Origin of the sequence: Nonomuraea monospora (genome assembly GCF_039531895.1) — a bacterium.
In the GTDB taxonomy this organism is placed as follows: Bacteria; Actinomycetota; Actinomycetes; order Streptosporangiales; family Streptosporangiaceae; genus Nonomuraea; species Nonomuraea monospora.
In genome coordinates this window covers 663,609-681,013 of the sequence record NZ_BAAAQX010000001.1, presented here as the reverse complement: position 1 = coordinate 681,013, position 17,405 = coordinate 663,609, and the positions used below count along the sequence as shown (strand labels likewise).

The window sequence follows — 17,405 nt, the reverse complement described above, 5'->3', positions numbered from 1 at the left end:
TATCGTGACGTTCCTGGGGAGATGTTCATGCAACTCTGGCTCGCCGTCGCCGTGGCCGCCGGCGTTCTCACCGCACCCGCCGACGTCCCGCCGCTCACCGCCTCCGCCTCGGGCGGGCCGACCGGCCTCGCCGCCGTGGGATGGCGGGTCGACTTGGCGGCGGCCGACACAGCCGGGCGGACGGATCTGACCGCCGTTTGGCGGGGAGCCGACTTGGCGGCGCGCGACACGGGCAGGCAGGCGCAACTGGCCTTCGGGTCTTCTGGCGGGCAGGCGGAACTGGCCGCCGTCCTCCCGGGCGGGCGGGCCGATTCGGCCGTACTCGCCTCGGGCAGGCAAGCCGTGCGCGCCACGGGCCAGCAGGGCGATCTCGCCACGGCCGCCACCGGTCGGCAGGCCGATTTCGCGGCGGCCGCGCGTGAGTACGGGGTGCCGGAGAGCGTGCTGCTCGCGGTGGCGTACCTGGAGTCCCGGTGGGACGCGAACGGTGGGCGGCCCAGCACGGCGGGTGGTTACGGGCCGATGCACCTGGTGGACGCGTTCCCCTCCGACGTACGCACCCACGGTCACACTTCCGCGCACGGAGAGCCCGTCATGGGGGACGCTCTCGGTGATCCCCGGGGAGACGACGCCCGGCCGATGTCGGCCGCACTCACCGAAGCCCTGTCCCGCTCGGCGCTGCGCACGTCGGCGGAGCCGCCCCGTACGACCCTGCCCGAGGCCGGGCGGCTGATCGGTGTGGACCCCGCGCGACTGCGGACGGACCCGGCCGCGAACATCCGCGCCGGCGCCGCCCTGCTCGCCTCCTACCAGGAACGTCCCAGCGCCGAGCCGGCCGACTGGCACGGGGCCGTCGCCCGGTATGCGGGGACGGATGATCCGGTGGCGGCGCGGGCGTTCGCGGACGAGGTGTTCTCGGTGATGCGGGAGGGGGCGCAGCGCCTCACGGATGATGGGCATTTGGTGCGGCTCGAACCCGTAACCAGTGTCCCCGCCCCAGGCGCGGAACCGGGGACGGCGGCCTCACAACGCAGCGCCGCCACCTCCCCGCCCGCCTCGCCGCCCGCGTCACCGGCCACCCCACCGCTCGCCTCCTCGCCGCCCGCGTCACTGGTCGCCCCGCCGCTCGCCTCCTCGCCGCCCGCCTCCACGCCCGCCTCGCAAGCCGCCTCGCCACCTGCCTCGTCACCCGTCTTGCCTCGTGGCGAGCAGCCCGACGCCCCGGACGGCGCCTCACCTGCCACTCCGGGCGGGGCTCCGTCCGACACCCCGGCGGAGGCCTCGGCGGACGCCTCGTCCGACACCCCGACCAGCCCCGCATCCAACACCGCGACCGGCACATCACCCAGCACCCGCACCATCCCCTCCCCCAGCGCCGACGACGGCTGGCCGGACGGGGAGTCGGGTCTGCTGGCCGGTGCCGACACCGAGGCCCTGTGGTCGAGCGACCCCAAGGGCCAGCCCGCCACCCAGGCCGAATGCCCACCCTCCCTGACCTGCGAATGGATGCCCGCCGCCTACAAACGCTTCGGCAAGAAGAAGAACCGCGACTACGGCAACCACGACCACCTGGCCCGCGCCCGCGCCGTCGACTACATCGTCATCCACGACACGGAGGGCACCTACCAGGGCATCCCCAGCCTGATCCGCAACCCGAAGTACGTGAGCTGGCACTACACGATCCGCTCCAGGGACGGACATGTCGCCCAACATGTGCCGACGAATGACATCGCCTGGCACGCGGGCAACTGGGACGTCAACACCCGCTCGATCGGCATCGAGCACGAGGGCTACCTGGCCAAGGGCGGCGCCTGGTACACGGAGGCGATGTACCGGGCGTCGGCCAGGCTGGTCAAGTACCTGGCCGCCAAGCACGACATCCCGCTCAACCGCGCCCACATACTCGGCCACGACAACGTCCCCGGCACGACCCCGCAGACGGTCGCCGGCATGCACGAGGACCCGGGCCCGTACTGGGACTGGGAGCACTACTTCGAGCTGATGAACAAGCCCCTCAAAGCGGTCAAGGACGGCGACTCCATCATCATCCGCCCCTCGTACGCGTCCAACCGCCCGCGCTTCACCGGCTGCGTGACCACCAAGGCCGCGCAGGCGTGCCCCGCGCACGGCGCGTCCACCGTGTGGCTGCACAAGTCGCCCAGCCACACCGCTCCCCTGGTCACGGACCTGGGCAAGCATCCGGGCAAGCCGAGCACGTACAGCGTGTACGACCACAGCGCCCGCGCCTCCACCGGCCAGCGCTACGCTGTCGCGGCCCGGCAGGGTGACTGGACGGCCATCTGGTACCTGGGCCAGAAGGCGTGGTTCCACAACCCGGCCTCGAACCCGACCGCCATCCCGGCCAAGGGCCCGCTGGTGACGCCGCTGTCGGGTGAGGTGAAGGTGTACGGGCGGGCGTACCCGGAGAAGTCCGCCTACAAGAGCGCCGCCTACCAGCCGCTGACACCGCTCAAGTACAAGATCGGGCCCGGGCAGACGTACACGGTGGGTGACACGATCACCGGCTCCTACTACGCCGCCAACGCCTACTCGCCCGCGCGGCACGTGACCACCACGGGCAAGACCCGCTATCACCAGATTCAGCTCGGGCACCGGGTGATGTTCGTGATGGCCAAGGACGTGCGTTTGATCGGCTGAATTTCGTTCCACGGGCCACGCGGTGCGCACGGGCACTCTCCGGAGACGATATGGTTTTCCCGTGGCCCGGCGCCGGTCGCCGGAGATTCACGCGGAAGTGGCTCAGTGGTAGAGCATCACCTTGCCAAGGTGAGGGTCGCGGGTTCGAATCCCGTCTTCCGCTCGGAGCAAGACTCCTGGTGGAGTGGCCGAGAGGCGAGGCAGCGGCCTGCAAAGCCGTCTACACGGGTTCAAATCCCGTCTCCACCTCGGTGATCTGCGGACCCTTCGGGATCCGCTAAAGTAAGTGCAGCACCATGCGGAAGTGGCTCAGTGGTAGAGCATCACCTTGCCAAGGTGAGGGTCGCGGGTTCGAATCCCGTCTTCCGCTCTGAGTTTCACAACTCAACATGGACGATTAGCTCAGCGGGAGAGCGCTTCCCTGACACGGAAGAGGTCACTGGTTCAATCCCAGTATCGTCCACCGAATGGCATGAGCCCCAAACTCGCAGGAGTTCGGGGCTCATTGTCATTTCGGGCCGGCGGTCAGCACGCGGCGCTGACCCGGGATGCCGTGCTGACCCGTGACGCGGTGCTCACGCGGGGTGCGGTGCTGACGCGGGATGCGGTCAGTGCCGTCTCCGCACCTCGATCAAGCTCGTGAGGCTGTCCTGGCCGTGACACGCACAGCGTGATCAACGTGCTGCAGGGGGCGCAGGTGTCCCAGAGTCACGCCTGTCCAGGAGCCGGAGCAGCCGCTCCCGGCACTGCGGCCACTCCTCGGCGATGATCGAGAACATCGCGGAGTCACGCAGCAGGCCGTCCTCCCCCGGCGCCCACGACTGCGACCACTGACGCAGCACCCCCTCGAAACGCGCACCCACCTTCTCCAGCGCCGCCCGCGACCGCCCGTTGCGGGCGTCCGTCTTCAGATCCACCCTGGCGACACCCCAGCTCTCGAAGGCATGGCCGAACATCAGGAACTTCGCCTCGGTGTTCATCCCGCTGCCCTGCGCCGACCCGCCCAGCCAGGTGAAACCGACCTCGACCGCGCGCAGCCGGTGCTCCGACTTCGGCCACAGGCGCGGGTCCCAGTAGGCGGTGGCGCCGACCGCGCGGCCCGACGCCGTGTCCACCTGCGCGTACGGGAGGAGCCTGCCCTCCGCCTGCCGCGCGAGCAGGTCGTCGATGTAGCCGCCGACCTCGTGCGCCCTCGGCACCCAGGTGAACCGGTACGCGCCGCGATCCTCCTCGACGGCCACGGCGAGGTCGCCGGCGTGGTGGTGGCCCAGCGGCTCAAGGCGGACGCGCCTGCCTTCGAGCACGGGACCCTTCAACGTGAATGTCATCGATGCACCCCCAAGGATGAGCATCCTTGCCGGGGCCCGGTGCGAGCGTCAACGGAGTTACGCCAACGGCGGTTACTGGCGGGTGCCCCGGTGAGAGCCGAGCGGTGGTCGTCGCCGACTCATCGCTCGTACGTCGCGGAAGCGTCTGCGCCACCACCAGGCCGGTGATCCATCCGGCTGGGTGTTCGCTTGGCGGCGTACGCCTGGCGCCACTGCTCGGCCGCCTGCAGCATGGCGTGGCTGACGTGGTCGAAGAAGTCGCCGATGTCCCGCAGCCGGATCCCCGCCGGTGAGGTGGCTCCGAGCGTTGCCGCTCCTTGGCGGGCGACGTCGGCCAGCACCGTGTTCTGGCGGGCGCTGGCCATCCAGCCGCGGAACCAGGCGTCGGCGTCGATGACGTAGCGGTCGCGCCGCCGGCGCGGGTCGCGTTCGCGGCGAACCAGCTCCTGCCGTTCGAGCTCGCCGATGGCCTTGGAGATGGAGGCGGGGCTGACCTGCAGCTTGCGGGTCAGCTCGGCGGCGGTGAGGCTGCCGCTGTCGGTGAGGTAGAGGCTGGCCAGGACGCGGGCGGTCATCCGTGACAACCCGGTGTCGATCATGACTGCGGTGAACTGCTCCTCCAGGTCGGTGACCGCCCGGCGGTCGTCTTCGCGAGAGGTCGCGGACGGACGTCTGCGGGCGCGGTCCTGGGTGGCCTGGTGCGCCAGGTCGGCCTGGTAGCCGTCGGGGCCGCCGTTGCGGGCCACCTCTCGCGTGACTGTGGACAGCGGCCGGTGCAGGCGGGCGGCGATCTCGGTCTGGGTGAGCCCTTCGGCCAACCCCTCGGCGATCTGCCGGCGGTCGTGGTGGGTCAGCCTGCCTCCGGGCATCGGCGGCACCTTCCTGCTCTGCGCGCATGGACGGGTGCAGTCTTGCATTCGCACCCACATCATTGCAAGTTGCCTACTTGCTTTATCATCATCTCATTGCAAGAAGCTGCGCATATACGAAGTTTGAATTGACGAATTCGCGAATGCAAGTTAGCTTTCACGCATCGCAAAACGACCCGTTGAAAGGTACCGACGTGCTCGCATCGCAGTCCGCCAAGGCGGCGCTCCTCGCCGCCGCGGCCCTGGCCGTCATGGCCCTGCCCGCCACCGCATCCGCCGCCCCCGCGCACCCCAAGGTGCAGGACCTGCTCGACCGGACGGTGGCCGCCAAGCTCGCCCCCGGCATGGTCGCCGACGTCCGCGACGGCCGCCGCTCCTGGTTCGGCTCCGCGGGCGTCTCCGACACCGAGACCGGACGCAAGCGCCGGCAGAACGAGCGGTTCCGCATCGGCAGCGCCTCCAAGGCCTTCACCGCCACCGTGGTGCTCAAGCTCGCCGCCGAAGGCAAGCTGAAGCTGGACGACACCCTGGACCGCTACCTGCCTGACCTGTTCGACGGCAGCGCGTACGAACCCGGCAAGATCACCATCAGGCAGCTGCTCAACCAGACCAGCGGCATCTACGCCTACACCGACGACGAGAAGTTCTTCGCCAACGGCGTCGGCGCCGAATGGTTCAAGCACCGCTACGACACCTACACACCCCGCCAACTGGTGCAGATCGCCCTGGCCCACCCGCCTACCGGCAAGCCGGGCCAGCGCTTCAAGTACTCCAACACCAACTTCATCCTCGCCGCGATGATCGTCGAGAAGGCGACAGGCAAGACGTTCGAACAGGAGCTCAACCGGACCGTCATCCGCCCCCTGCGCCTGACCGGCACCTCCCTGCCCGGCACCGACCCCGCGATCCACGGCCCGCACCCGGTGCACTACTCCACCCTGTTCTCCAGCGACCCCCAGCCCACCATCCACGACACCACGAAGATGAACCAGTCCTTCGCCTGGTCCGCCGGCGGCCTCATCTCCACCACCACCGACCTCAACCGGTTCTTCGCCGCCCTGTTCGGCGGACACGTCCTGCCGGCCACGCAGCTACGCGAGATGCTCACCACCGTCTCCACCGACGGGGCAGGCTGGATCCCCGGCACCCGCTACGGCCTGGGCGTCTTCGAGCAGAAACTGTCCTGCGGGACCAGCGTCTGGGGCAACGCCGGCGCCACCTACGGCTCCTGGAGCTACAGCATGGGCACCCGCGACGGCAAACACCGCCTCACCATCCAGGCCAACGGCGACTGGGCCCCGCTCAGCGTCTTCACCGACGCGCTCACCGCCGAGTTCTGCCCAGCCGCGTCCTAGGAGTGCCCTGAAGAGCTTGGCAGTGAGTTCCGTGCCGCCGGCCCCTGGGTTCCCCGGCTCGTGGCACGGCGGTGGCACAGGCGTGTCACGCCCCAGGGGCAGGGGGCCTGAACGCCGGGAGTGAGATGACCGAGGCGCATGGGGTGTTGATCAGGCTGGCCGGCTCCTTCGCGGTCGAGCGGAACGGGGTGCCGTACCCTCGCGGGGCCGTCGGCGGCAAGGCGCGGGCGCTGCTGAAGCTGCTCGCCGCCGAACGGGGCGCGGTGCTGGCGGCCGAACGTCTCGCCGAGCAGCTGTGGCCGGGCGGCGGGCCCAAACAGCCGGTGCAGAACGTGGCCACGCTGGTCAGCCGGCTGCGCGGGGCACTGGGGGCCGGGATCGTGGTCGGCGGCAGGACCGGTTACCGGCTGGGCGGCGCGCCCGGCGTGCGGGTCGACCTCGACCTGGCCGCCGATCTGGTCGCCGAGGCGGAAGGCTGCCTGGAGGCCGGGGAGCCCGCGCTGGCCGGGGCCGCCGCGGGGCGGGCGGTGGAGCTGCTGCACGACGGCCTGGTGCTGGCCGGCGAGCCGGACGCGCGGTGGGTGGCGGCGGCCAGGGACGAAGCTGGCGGGCTGGTCCGGCGCGCCCGTCACGCCGCCGCCCGCTCGGGGCTGCGGGCCGCCGACCCAGGCCGAGCGCGGCGGGCTGCCGAGGAGGCCGTACGGGCGGATCCGTTCGATGAAGTGGCGTATCGGCTGCTGATGCGGGCGCATGCGGCGGCGGGGGAACCGGCCAAGGGGTTGCTGGCTTACGAGCGGCTGCGGGGGCGGTTGGCGGCTGAGCTCGGGACGGATCCGGCGGTCGAGACGCGGGCCGTGCACCTTGCCATCCTGCGGGAGGAACCTGGGGAAGAGGGATGGAGCGGAGTGTGGGCGTGGGGTGGGCCACAAGGGGACGTCAGTGTCGGGCGAGCCGTGCCGGAGCAGGGCGGGGCCGCGGGGCAGCGCAGGGTTACGGGGCGGGCTGAGGTCGCGGGTCGAGGCGAAGCTGCGGGGCTGGCTGGGGTCGCGAGGCGCCTCGGGGGTTCGGTACAAGGCGAAAGCCGAGGACAGGGAGGGGCCGGGATCCCAGGGCGGGGTGGGCTCGCCGGGCGGGAGGAGGAGCTGGCGGCGATCTCCGGGACCTGGGCGCGGGCGGTGTCGGGCCGCACCGGGGTGATGCTGATCGTCGGGGAGGCGGGGATCGGCAAGTCGCGGCTGGCCGCCGAGGCCGAGCGGATGGCGGGCGCGACAGGCGGGGTCGTGTTGCGGGCCCGCTGTCATGAGATCGAGCGGGCGCTGTTCCTGCAGCCGTTCGTGGACGCGCTGCGGCCCCGCGTCGCCCACCTGGCCGGGGACGTGCTGCGCGGGCTGGCGGGCGACTGGGCGTCGGCGCTGGAGTCGCTCGTGCAAGGCCGGACGATGGAGCGACGGTACGCGTTCGAGGCGGTGGCCGCGTTCCTGCGGGCGCTGGCCGGTCGTGAGCCGGTGCTGCTGGTCCTGGAGGATCTGCACGCCGCCGGGCCTGCCACCGTGGAGCTGCTGCACTACCTGGCCAGGCGGGTGTCGGGGGTGCGGCTGCTGGTCGTGGCGACGGCGCTCGTCGGGGAGTGCGGCGTGGGTGAGGCCTTGCGCGGGGTGGTGGAGGTGGTGCGTCCGGGGCTGCTGTCGGTGGCGGCGGTGAGGGAGCTGGCGGGGGAGGTGGAGCTGGCGGAGGAGGTGTATCGCCGTACGGGAGGGCAGCCGCAGCTCGTGGCCGCCCTGCTGGCCGACGCGCAGGGGGGCGAAGGCGAACGGCGGGTGGAGGCGGGCGGGCCGGAGGCGACCGGCACACCAGCGACGACGGGTGCACCGACAGCGGCGCGCGGGCCGGAGACGGTGGGCGGGCCGGAGACGGTGAGCGGACCGGAGACGGTGAGCGGACCGGAGACGGTGAGCGGACCGGAGACGGTGGGTGCACCGACAGCCGCGGGCGGGCTGGAGACGGTGGGCGGACCGATAGCCGCGGGCGGGTCGGAGGCGGTGGGTGGGCTGGTTTCTGAGGCGGTGCGGGCGGTCGTGCTCGGACGGTTGCGGGGGCTGGGCGAGCCGGTGATGCGGGTGTTGCGGGCGGCCAGCGTGATCCAAGGGCCGTTCGACCCGGTGGTGCTCGGCGAGGTGCTCGGGATGCCGCCGCAGGAGGTGGCCGGGCTGTGCGAGCGGGCTCTGGCGAGGGGGACGCTGGTGGTACGGGGCAGCAGGTACGAGTTCGCGGACACCCTGACCCGCGACGTCCTCCACGCCACGACCCCCGCCCCCACCCGAGCCGTCTACGAGCGCTGCGCCAGGGGCGACGGGCCTCAGGGCCAGGTCTTGGCCTCCGCCTCGAACACGGCGGGGTCGCTCTCCAAGGGCAGCACGCACATCAGGTGACCGCCAGGCGCACGCAGGACGCGGCACTCCAGCCACCGCGACACCTCCACGGCCCCGAGGCCGATGAGCCGCCGCGTCTCCGCCTCCACGTCGTCGCTCTCGATGTCGAGGTGGAAGCGGGGTTCGCCGTCCTCGATGGCCTGCACGGCCACGGCCAGGCCCGGCACCGCGCCGTGGAGCGAGGTGAACTGCTCCTCCGCGGGCAGCGGGCGGGCCGTGGCGCCCAGGGCGGCGGACCAGAAGGTCGCCGCGGCGCCGGCTTCGGAGGCGGGGGTGTCGATGAGGAGGGCGAAGACGCGGCTGCGGTGCATGAAGATCACACTAACGGGCTCAGGACCGGTCAACGCAGGGGTCCGGGAGCAGGACGGACGGGAGGGTGCTGTCCGGGTGCATGCGGAGAAGCTGGTACACCACGCCGCCGAGGCCGGGCAGGAGGGTGGGCGGGAAGGCGTCCCTGGCGAAGCCGCTGATCGGCCCGTACTCCTCCAGGCTGGAGAGGACGTGCGCGTCGAGGCGGCCCCGGTCGAGGCCGGGTTCGGACAGGCCGCGCGTGATCGCGTGGTCGAGGAGTTCCCAGGCGCCGAGGTCGCCGTGGCAGAGCGTGTGGTTCCAGCCCAGGCCGTCCGACCAGCAGGCGCGGGCCGCGCGCCGCACGACGTCGGCCCAGCGCGGGTCCGTGCCGAGGAGGTCGGTTGCGGCGATGCCGATGCCGGCGGCGCCGTGGCACCAGGCGGCGGCGGTGTCGTTCTCCTGGCGGATGTCGAGCCAGCCGTGCTTGCCGGGCGCGTACAGGGTCTCCTCGTGGGCGAAGGCGGCCTCGGCCGTGGCGGCGAACGTGGGGTCGCCGGTGGTCTGGGCGAGACGGGACAACGCCCAGCCGATGCCGGTGACGCCGTGCGCCAGGCCGCCGAGACCGTCGGGGAAGCCGGGGTTCGGCCACCAGGCGGTGCCGTCGCCCGTCCGTGCTCGGGCGACCAGGTGGTGGCCGATGGCGACGGCCAGTTCGGCCGCCTCATGCCCACCGCGATGTTCGGCCGCCCCGGGCCCGCCGTAGTGCTCGGCCAGCCGGAGCAGCGGGACCACCGCTCCGGCCGTCCCGGCGACCATGTCGAGCCGCAGGTCGTCGTCGGCCGGGGAGGAGGTCGTCAGGGCGGCGGCGATCTGCGGGACGAGGCTCGCCGCGCGAGCGCACGCCTCGTACCGGCCGACGGCTCCGAGCCTGTGCAGCAGCAGCCACCCCCAGATCCGCGACCCCAGCCCCAGGTAGCCACCCACCGGGTCGGGCCGCCGCGCCCCCACCCGCTCCGACGCCTGCTCGGCCGCCCGGTCCTCGACCTTGCGCAGCGTCCGCAACACGTCCGTCAGCAGGGACCGGAGCCCCGGCACAGGGTCGGCTCTGCCGCGTTCGGTCTCGTGCTGGTAGGCGGCCAGGAGCACCGCCACGCCGCTGATCCCGCCGTACAGGTCGAGGCCGAGCGGCAGCACCGCCCAGCCGGTCCGGTTGAGCACGGGCGCGATCCAGGTGGCGGTGCCGTCCTCGGCCCGCACCGCTGAGGCGGCCAGCCTGCGCATGATGCCGGACGCGAGCCGACGCCGGCGGCCGTCCAGGTCGTGTTTGTCCGGTTTGGACGGCAGCAGGCGGCGTTCGTCGGGCAGCCAGCCCTCGTTCAGATAGGCGCTGACCAGCGCGCACTGGATGACCTGCCGGTCCAGCGCCAGGTCGGCGGTGCGCCAGCGGTGCAGGGCCGCCTCGACGAGGTCCTGCTGGGGGCCCCAGGTGGTGCCGCGTGGCCCGGTGAGGCGGCCCTTGCGCGGCGTGGTGGCGAAGAACGGCACGTCCCCGTCCAGCAGCTCCTCGATCTCAGCCGCGATGACGGCGGGATCGTCCGGGCGGCCGGGCAGGTTGGCCGCCTGCCGGGCGAGCAGGGAGGCGGCGCGGCGGCGGGCGGCGGGCTCGTCGTGCAGCGCGCGCGGATGCCACAGCATGCGGCCCAGCTCCGCGTACGTCTCGGTGGAGCGCGGCACGACGCGGATCGGCAGGTCGGCGAACTGCGCCAGCAGCGGCTCCAGCTCCCCCGCCCGGTCCATCCGCCGCAGCCGCTCCGACAGCCCGCCGAACCCGGCGACGACCTCGTCCCAGTACGCGCCCAGCACCGGTTCGGGGCTGGGATGGTTGACCGCGGCCGGGATCGGCACCTCGGCGTGCTCGATCCTGGCCGCGTCGGTGCCGGCGTCCACGATGACGGGCACCTTGGGAGCGGGTTGCTGGCCGGGCAGCGAGCCGATGGCCGACGTGTCGACGCCGCGCCAGCCGAGCGCGAGGCCGCGTCCCGGCAGCAGGCCCGTGCCCAGCACCGACCCGCCGACCAGCAGCGCGGCCCGGTCGAGCGCGAGGCCGTATCCGGTGGGCTCGAACGGGGAGCGCGGGGTGAACAGGGTCTCGCAGTCGACCACGGTGGGCACGGGGCCGGCGGCGACGAGGTTCTCGGCGTGCAGGTCGCTGCCGCCGAGCAGGCGCATGACGGCCAGCCAGTGGCCGAGGTTGCGGTAGAAGACGCGCAGTTCCCGCTCGCCGTCGCAGTGGCGGTGCTGGACGTGCCTGGCCCAGCCGTAGCCGTCGCGGGACACGACGTCGGGGACGGTGATCCTGGCGGGCTCGTCCTTCAGGACGGACGCGAGCAGGCGGGCGAGGGCGATGTCCACGGCCACGGAGCGCGGCTTGTAGACGAGGACGCCTGAGGTGCAGGCCAGCATGGCGACGGTCTGACCGCCTCGGTGGCTGTCACCGGCGCCGAACGAGAGCGCGATCAACTCGCCCGTAGCGGTGGATGTGAGCGGGGCGAGGGCGGGGCGGTCGGCGGCGAAGCGGGTGGCCAGGGTGAGGGCCGCCGCGCACCTGCCCGCGATCACCCGTTCCAGGCGCGGCAGCAGCGTCGGGTAGTGCTCGGCGAGCGACTCCCAGTACGCCCGCTTCGACGCCCGCTCCTCCCACTCGCGCCAGCGGGCCCGCGGGTCCCGCCCGGTGAGCCGGCCGGTGATCCTGGCGGCGTTGAGCTCCAGGAGCAGGACCCGGTTGGTCTTGAGCCGCACCGTCTCCAGCGCGGACGTCTCGGCGGCGGCCCGGACGATCTCGCGTTCCGCCTCCGACAGGCCGCCGATCCGGCCGAGCTGGGCCGCGAGCCCGGCCAGAGCCGGTTCGAGCAGGCAGCCCAGCACGGCGGCGCTTATCGCGTCCTTGTGCATGTCGGCTCAGCAGCAGATCCGCGGGCGGGAGTCGGTGCACACGGTGCCGCAGACGGTGACCGCGGCGGGCTGCGCCCCGGCCTCGGTGGAGCCGAGGATCGCCTCCATCGTGATGTCGGACTCGGCGTAGTCGCCGCCGGCGAAGAGCGGCCCCGCGGGGCTGTCCCAGCCCTCGACGGGACGGGTGTCTCCGCGCCAGCCTGCCACGATCCGCTCGGCCAGTTCAGCGGTCATTGGGGCCATGTCTTCTTCCCTTCTGCGCTCCGGCCCTTCTCCGGGCGGGCCGGTCGTTTCCGGATGTTGCCAGGCGGCGTTGCGCATCCGTTGCGGTGAGCGATATGTCGCCTTGTGCGAAGTTTTGGTTTCGGAGCGTGTATAGACCGATGCGGAGCGGGTAGCGCCGAGGCATTGGCTCCTCGGAGGAGGAAACCGTGGATATCAACATCGGCCAGGGCCTCTCAGACGCCTGGCGGCAAATAGCGACGTTCGTCCCGAAGCTGATCGCGTTCCTGGTGATCCTGCTCATCGGGTGGATCGTGGCCAAGGCACTAGAGAAGATCGTCGACAAGGTGCTCGAACGGGTCGGCTTCGACCGCGCGGTGGAGCGCAGCGGCGTGCGCCGCTGGCTGGAGCGGAGCAAGTACGACGCGAGCAGCCTGCTCGCGAAGATCGTCTTCTATGCGATCCTGCTGGTCACCCTGCAGATAGCGTTCAACGTCTTCGGACCCAACCCGGTCTCGGCGCTCCTGGCAGGCGTGGTCGGCTGGCTGCCCAAGGCCCTCGTGGCCATCGTGATCATCGTGGTGGCCGGGGCGGTGGCCAAGGCCGTCAAGGACATCGTGGCCGGGATGCTCGGCGGGCTGTCGTACGGCCACTGGCTGGCGACCGCCGCGGCGGTGTTCATCTGGGCGCTGGGCATCATCGCGGCGCTCAACCAGATCGGCGTGGCCACCACCGTGACGACGCCGGTGCTGGTCACGGTGCTCGCCACCATCGGGGCCATCGCGGCGATCGGCATCGGGGGCGGGCTCGTGCGGCCCATGCAGCAGCGGTGGGAGCGCTGGCTGGGGCGGATCGAGCAGGAGGCCCCGCAGGCCAGGGCGCACGCGGAGGCGTACCAGCGGGGGCGTGAGGACGCCCGCGCCATGACGGACGAGACGGCGCCGATCAGGACGTCGCCGGCGGCCGGCGGGGCGCACCGCTCCGACATGCCTCCGGGCTGACGCGCCCCACGGCCGCCCAGGCGCGACACCCGCGCCTGGGCGTCCGGCGCCACAGGCAGAGCGTGCGGTGCCGGAGACAGGGCGCGCCACAGGCAGAGCGTGAGTGGCCCGGCCGCGTGTAAGGCCGGGCGGGGGTCGGCGGCGGGGTCAGGCTGGGTGGCCGTCGGCGAGGAGGTCGAGCTCGCGGGTGAGCCAGCACACCGCCGTCAGCCGCAACGACGCCGCGTCCGCCTCGCCGGTGAACGCCCACCCCCGATGCCGCAGCTCGTCCAGGAACCCGAGCAGGTAGTCGCCCAGCGTCTCCCGGTCGAGCGGGATGGCGTCACGCAGCACCGCCGCGTGCTGGTCGACCGCGGCCACCAGCCCCGGGTCACCGTCCATCCTGGCGAGCTGGGCGTCGCCCAGGGCGTGCATGAGCCAGCGCAGGGGCGAAGCCGCCCATCCCTCCTCGAAGACCACGCGCCAAGGTTAAAGCATGTCCCAAGGTCAACGGCCCGGGTCGAACGGCAGGCCGACGTAGTTCTCCGCCAGCGTCGTGGCCGCCGCCTCCGACGAGGTGACGTAGTCGAGGTAGGAGAGTTGCAGCCGCCGCGCGTACGGGTCGTCCTCCTCGAACGTGTGCAGCAGCGTCGTCATCCACCACGAGAAGTGCTGCGCCCGCCACACCCGCTTCAGGCAAGCGCCGGAGTAGCCGTCGAGCAACTCGGTGGAGCCGTTCTCGAAGTACGCGGCCAGCGCCGTGGTCAGCACGCGCACGTCGGCGACGGCCAGGTTGAGCCCCTTGGCCCCGGTGGGCGGGACGATGTGGGCGGCGTCCCCCGCCAGGTAGAGCCGCCCGTACTGCATGGGCTCGGCCACGAAGCCGCGCATCGGCGTGATGCCCCGCTCCATGATCTCGCCGGTGGCGAGCGTGAAGCCGGGCACGGTCTCCAGCCGGGTGCGCAGCTCGGCCCAGATGCGCTCGTCCGGCCAGTCCTCCAGCCGGGCGTCGGCGGGAACTTGCAGGTAGAAGCGGCTGACGGTGGGTGAGCGCATGCTGTGCAGGGCGAAGCCGCGCTCGGTCCTGGCGTAGATGAGCTCTTCCGAGGACGGCGCCACGCGCGCGAGGATGCCGAGCCAGGCGAACGGATAATCCCGCTCGAACACGCTCAGAACGCCGTCGGGGATGGCCGGCCTGGACACCCCGTGGAAGCCGTCGCAGCCCGCGATGACGTCGCAGTCGAGCCGCTCGCCGCCGAACGTCACGTACGGCTGCGACTCCAGGTCGTGCAGCGCCACGTCCTCGACCTCGAAGCGGACGTCGCCGCCCGCCGCCAGCCTGGCCGCGATCAGATCCTTGACCACTTCCTGCTGCCCGTACACGGTGATCGCCCGCCCCGGCACCAGCTTCTCGAACGGGATGCGGTGCCCCGCGCCGCCGTACCTCAGCTCGATGCCGTGGTGCGGCAGCCCCTCGCGCAGCATGCGCTCGCCCACGCCGGCCTCGACCAGCGTGTCCACCGTGCCCTGCTCCAGCACCCCGGCGCGGACGCGGCGCTCGACGTAGTCGCGGCTGCGCTTCTCCAGCACCACCGAGGAGATGCCGCGCAGGTGGAGCAGGTGTGACAGAAGCAGACCAGCGGGGCCCGCCCCGATGATCCCGACCTGAGTTCGCATGAAGGAAGCATCCAGCCTTGACCAGGTTTTAGCCGAGAGGCCCCTTCCGCTGAGTGGAAAATCCCTACAGGATGGCGACATGTCCGGTGGAGCCCGCGAGCCGGGGCGCTCGGTGACGTCCAAGGTGCTGGCCATCCTCGGCGCGTTCGACGCGGCGCGCCCGCAGCTCACGCTCACCGAGCTGGCGGCGCGCAGCGGCGTGCCGCTGAGCACGGCGCACCGGCTGGTCGGCGAGCTGGAGGAGTGGCGGGCGCTCAGCCGCTCCCCCGACGGGCGGCTGCGGGTGGGGCCGCGGCTGTGGGAGCTGGGCCAGCTCGCGCCGAACCGGCTGCAGGAGCTGGCGCATCCGTGGCTGCAGGAGCTTTTCGGGTCCACGGGTGAGAACGTGCACCTCGCGGTCAGGGACGGCCTTGAGGTGCTGTACGTGGACAAGGTGTACGGCAGGCGGGCCGTGCCCATCGTGTCCAGGATCGGCGGGCGGCTGCCGATGCATCCGACGGGCGTGGGCAAGGCGCTGCTGGCGTACGAGCCGGACTGGTTCGTCAAGTCCTACCTGGCGCGCAAGCTCGAACGGCCCACGACGCACACCATCGTCGAGCCGGGCCGGCTGGCCAGGGAGCTAGCGGCGGTGCGGGCGCAGGGGTACGCGCTGACGTACGAGGAGATGACGCCCGGCTCGTGCTCGGCCGCCGCCCCGGTCCTGGTGGACGGGCGGCCGGTGGCGGCCCTGGGCATCGTGCTGTCCTCGCGGCGGGCCCGCGAGCTGCCCCGCCTGGTGGAGCCGCTGCGCGCCGCCGCCAGAGGCATCGCCGCCTCATACGGTGGCTAGTCGCCCAGTTTCTGGATGCGGTCCTTGAAGAGGGTGGTCGCGATGGCCGCCTTGTGCGGCTGCCCCTTGAGGAACGCCTGGGCGAAGCTCTTGGCCTGGTCGTAGGAGACCTTCCCCGGCATGGGCGGCTCGTTCGGGTTGACGTCCACGTCCACCAGAGCGGGCCCGTCGTGGGCGAGCGCCTGCCCGATCGCGTGCGCCACGTCCTCCGACTTGGTCACCTTGGCCCCGAACCCGCCGCACGACCGCGCCCAGGCCGAGAAGTCGGCCTCGGGCTGGGGGTACCGAACGCCGTGCTCCGGGTAGCCGAGCACCATCTGCTCCCAGAGGATCTGCCCGAGCGAGTTGTTGTTGTTGATGACCACCTTGACCGGCAGCCGGTGCTGCACCGCGGTGAGGAACTCGGCCATCAGCATGGAGAAGCCGCCGTCCCCGACGTAGGCGATGACCTGCCGCCCGGGGAAGGCGTGCTGCATGGCGATGGCGTACGGCAGGCCGGGCGCCATCGTGGCCAGCGTGCCGGAGAGGTAGAACTCGCGCCCGCCGCGGATCGTCCAGTGCCGGGCGGCCCAGGTGGCGATGGTGCCGCTGTCGCAGGTCATGATGGCGTCGTCGGTGGCCAGGTCGTCCAGGATGGACATGACGTACTGCGGGGCGATGGGGTCGCGGTCGGGGTTCTCCAGGGACTCCATGTCGGAGCGCCACTTGGCCATCATCTTCTGATATTTCGTCAGATGGCTGTTGTCCTCCCGGGGGTGCAGCAGCGGCAGCAGCGCCCGCAGGCCCTCCTTGGCGTCGCACACGACCGGCACGTCCGTCGCGATGCGCGCGCCCGCCCGCGTCGGGTCCGCCTCGAACTGCACGACCCGCGTGTCACGCACCTCCGGCAGGAACTTGGAGTAGGGGAAGTTCGTGCCCACCATGAACAGCACGTCCGCCTCGTCCATCAGCTCCTCGCTCGGCCGGGTGCCGAGCAGCCCGAGCCCGCCCGTCGTGTACGGCGAGTCGTCGGGGATGACCGCCTTGCCGGGCAGCGTCTTGACCACGGGCGCCCCGAGCGCCTGGGCCACGGCCAGCACCTCTTCCCTGGCGTGCAGCGCGCCCTGCCCGACCAGCATGGCGGGCCGTTCGGCCCGGTTGAGCACCTCGGCCGCCCACTCGACGTCCTCCTGCCGGGGGGTGCCGGACGGCTGCAGGTAGACGGGCGCCGTCTGCGGCGCGCGCACGGGGGCCACGCTCTTGTACGGGTCCGCGCCCGCCTCCGCCACCTGGATGTCGTTGGGCAGCGTGAGATGGGAGACGCCGCGCCGCGCGTACGACGTGCGGATCGCCAGGTCCACCAGCGAGGGAAGCTGCGCCGGGTTCGTCACCATCATGTTGTACTCGGCCACGTCGGCGAACAGCTTGTCCAGGTGGACCTCCTGCTGGTAGCCGGTGCCCAGCACGGACGTCTCCTGCATGCCGGTGATCGCCAGCACGGGCACGTGGTCGAGCTTGGCGTCGTACAGGCCGTTCAGCAGGTGGATGCCGCCGGGGCCCGAGGTGGCCAGGCACACGCCGATGCGCCCGGTGGCCTTGGCGTATCCGGTGGCCATGAACGCGGCGGCCTCCTCGTGGTGGACGAGGACGAACCGCACCCGGTCGCGATGGCGCCGCAGCCCTTCCATGATGCCGTTGATGCCGTCGCCCGGCAGACCGAAGACGGTGTCCACGCCCCATGCCGCGAGCCGTTCGATCAGGGATTCGGATGCGATTCGAGCCATGTGTGCGGCCCTACCCCGCTCCGCCGTACGCAGACGCGGGAGCGGAATTCAT

General features: G+C 72.0%; 13 protein-coding genes and 4 tRNA genes. 9 read left to right on the top strand and 8 right to left on the bottom strand.

From position 1 onward, the window contains the following. Nucleotides 1-27 precede the first annotated feature (27 nt). The 5 genes from ABD331_RS03110 to ABD331_RS03090 all read left to right on the top strand — a co-directional run bounded on the left by ABD331_RS03110 (nt 28) and on the right by ABD331_RS03090 (nt 3,121). Nucleotides 28-2,658 (top strand): N-acetylmuramoyl-L-alanine amidase, encoded by a 2,631-nt coding sequence (locus ABD331_RS03110; RefSeq protein WP_344470663.1) that lies wholly within the window; start codon nt 28-30, stop codon nt 2,656-2,658. 91 nt (nt 2,659-2,749) lie between these two features. Continuing rightward, a tRNA-Gly gene (locus ABD331_RS03105) sits at nt 2,750-2,821 on the top strand. 15 nt (nt 2,822-2,836) lie between these two features. Further along, a tRNA-Cys gene (locus ABD331_RS03100) sits at nt 2,837-2,907 on the top strand. 49 nt (nt 2,908-2,956) lie between these two features. Continuing rightward, a tRNA-Gly gene (locus ABD331_RS03095) sits at nt 2,957-3,028 on the top strand. Nucleotides 3,029-3,049: 21 nt separating this feature from the next. After that, nucleotides 3,050-3,121, top strand: a tRNA-Val gene (locus tag ABD331_RS03090). 211 nt (nt 3,122-3,332) lie between these two features. Here the strand turns inward: ABD331_RS03090 and ABD331_RS03085 are convergent. Together ABD331_RS03085 and ABD331_RS03080 are read right to left on the bottom strand one after the other, a co-directional pair. After that, nucleotides 3,333-3,986 carry a GNAT family N-acetyltransferase gene (locus ABD331_RS03085; protein ID WP_344470661.1) on the bottom strand — a complete coding sequence of 218 codons (654 nt, stop codon included), beginning with the start codon at nt 3,984-3,986 and terminating at the stop codon, nt 3,333-3,335. Between the two features lie 119 nt (nt 3,987-4,105). After that, on the bottom strand, nt 4,106-4,855 hold the full coding sequence (locus tag ABD331_RS03080; protein WP_344470659.1) for a GbsR/MarR family transcriptional regulator: 750 nt from the start codon (nt 4,853-4,855) through the stop codon (nt 4,106-4,108). A 194-nt stretch (nt 4,856-5,049) separates the two neighbouring features. Here ABD331_RS03080 and ABD331_RS03075 point away from each other — a divergent pair, with 194 nt between their 5' ends. Then, a complete protein-coding gene (locus ABD331_RS03075; RefSeq protein WP_344470657.1) occupies nt 5,050-6,210 on the top strand; it encodes a serine hydrolase domain-containing protein in 1,161 nt (386 codons plus the stop codon). Between the two features lie 125 nt (nt 6,211-6,335). Further along, nucleotides 6,336-8,639 (top strand): ATP-binding protein, encoded by a 2,304-nt coding sequence (locus tag ABD331_RS03070; protein ID WP_344470655.1) that lies wholly within the window; start codon nt 6,336-6,338, stop codon nt 8,637-8,639. On the opposite strand, the gene ABD331_RS03065 is transcribed toward ABD331_RS03070, so the two are convergent. Genes ABD331_RS03065 through ABD331_RS03055 form a run of 3 tightly spaced genes read right to left on the bottom strand, consistent with a single transcriptional unit; the run spans nt 8,567 to nt 12,116 of the window. Next, nucleotides 8,567-8,950 (bottom strand): VOC family protein, encoded by a 384-nt coding sequence (locus ABD331_RS03065; RefSeq protein WP_344470653.1) that lies wholly within the window; start codon nt 8,948-8,950, stop codon nt 8,567-8,569. The two genes, ABD331_RS03070 and ABD331_RS03065, sit on opposite strands and share 73 nt — an antisense overlap. A 19-nt stretch (nt 8,951-8,969) precedes the next feature. Continuing rightward, nucleotides 8,970-11,882 (bottom strand): type 2 lanthipeptide synthetase LanM family protein, encoded by a 2,913-nt coding sequence (locus ABD331_RS03060; protein ID WP_344470651.1) that lies wholly within the window; start codon nt 11,880-11,882, stop codon nt 8,970-8,972. Nucleotides 11,883-11,888: 6 nt separating this feature from the next. Next, nucleotides 11,889-12,116, bottom strand: a complete 228-nt coding sequence (locus ABD331_RS03055; protein ID WP_344470649.1) for a DUF6229 family protein — start codon at nt 12,114-12,116, stop codon at nt 11,889-11,891. Nucleotides 12,117-12,313: 197 nt separating this feature from the next. Here ABD331_RS03055 and ABD331_RS03050 point away from each other — a divergent pair, with 197 nt between their 5' ends. Next, nucleotides 12,314-13,105, top strand: a complete 792-nt coding sequence (locus ABD331_RS03050; RefSeq protein ID WP_344470647.1) for a mechanosensitive ion channel family protein — start codon at nt 12,314-12,316, stop codon at nt 13,103-13,105. 147 nt (nt 13,106-13,252) lie between these two features. On the opposite strand, the gene ABD331_RS03045 is transcribed toward ABD331_RS03050, so the two are convergent. Together ABD331_RS03045 and pobA are read right to left on the bottom strand one after the other, a co-directional pair. Then, complete coding sequence (locus tag ABD331_RS03045; RefSeq protein ID WP_344470645.1) at nt 13,253-13,564, bottom strand: DUF6401 family natural product biosynthesis protein; 312 nt, start codon at nt 13,562-13,564, stop codon at nt 13,253-13,255. A 27-nt stretch (nt 13,565-13,591) separates the two neighbouring features. After that, nucleotides 13,592-14,761, bottom strand: coding sequence for a 4-hydroxybenzoate 3-monooxygenase (pobA, locus tag ABD331_RS03040; protein WP_344470643.1), 1,170 nt, complete (start codon nt 14,759-14,761; stop codon nt 13,592-13,594). A 79-nt stretch (nt 14,762-14,840) separates the two neighbouring features. Between pobA and ABD331_RS03035 the strand changes: the two genes are divergently transcribed. Then, the gene (locus tag ABD331_RS03035; RefSeq protein WP_344470641.1) at nt 14,841-15,590 is read left to right on the top strand and encodes an IclR family transcriptional regulator; all 750 of its coding nucleotides are present in this window, start codon (nt 14,841-14,843) and stop codon (nt 15,588-15,590) included. Here ABD331_RS03035 and ABD331_RS03030 read toward each other — a convergent pair. Further along, the gene (locus tag ABD331_RS03030) at nt 15,587-17,353 is read right to left on the bottom strand and encodes a thiamine pyrophosphate-dependent enzyme (RefSeq protein WP_344470639.1); all 1,767 of its coding nucleotides are present in this window, start codon (nt 17,351-17,353) and stop codon (nt 15,587-15,589) included. The two genes, ABD331_RS03035 and ABD331_RS03030, sit on opposite strands and share 4 nt — an antisense overlap. Nucleotides 17,354-17,405 lie beyond the last annotated feature (52 nt).

Excerpts from the sequence above, each read along its gene's own strand:
- ABD331_RS03110 (WP_344470663.1), top strand. The coding sequence starts at position 28 with ATGCAACTCTGGCTCGCCGTCGCCGTGGCCGCCGGCGTTCTCACCGCA.
- ABD331_RS03085 (WP_344470661.1), bottom strand. The coding sequence starts at position 3,986 with ATGACATTCACGTTGAAGGGTCCCGTGCTCGAAGGCAGGCGCGTCCGC.
- ABD331_RS03080 (WP_344470659.1), bottom strand. The coding sequence starts at position 4,855 with ATGCCCGGAGGCAGGCTGACCCACCACGACCGCCGGCAGATCGCCGAG.
- ABD331_RS03070 (WP_344470655.1), top strand. The coding sequence starts at position 6,336 with ATGACCGAGGCGCATGGGGTGTTGATCAGGCTGGCCGGCTCCTTCGCG.
- ABD331_RS03065 (WP_344470653.1), bottom strand. The coding sequence starts at position 8,950 with ATGCACCGCAGCCGCGTCTTCGCCCTCCTCATCGACACCCCCGCCTCC.
- ABD331_RS03060 (WP_344470651.1), bottom strand. The coding sequence starts at position 11,882 with ATGCACAAGGACGCGATAAGCGCCGCCGTGCTGGGCTGCCTGCTCGAA.
- ABD331_RS03055 (WP_344470649.1), bottom strand. The coding sequence starts at position 12,116 with ATGACCGCTGAACTGGCCGAGCGGATCGTGGCAGGCTGGCGCGGAGAC.
- pobA (WP_344470643.1), bottom strand. The coding sequence starts at position 14,761 with ATGCGAACTCAGGTCGGGATCATCGGGGCGGGCCCCGCTGGTCTGCTT.
- ABD331_RS03035 (WP_344470641.1), top strand. The coding sequence starts at position 14,841 with ATGTCCGGTGGAGCCCGCGAGCCGGGGCGCTCGGTGACGTCCAAGGTG.
- ABD331_RS03030 (WP_344470639.1), bottom strand. The coding sequence starts at position 17,353 with ATGGCTCGAATCGCATCCGAATCCCTGATCGAACGGCTCGCGGCATGG.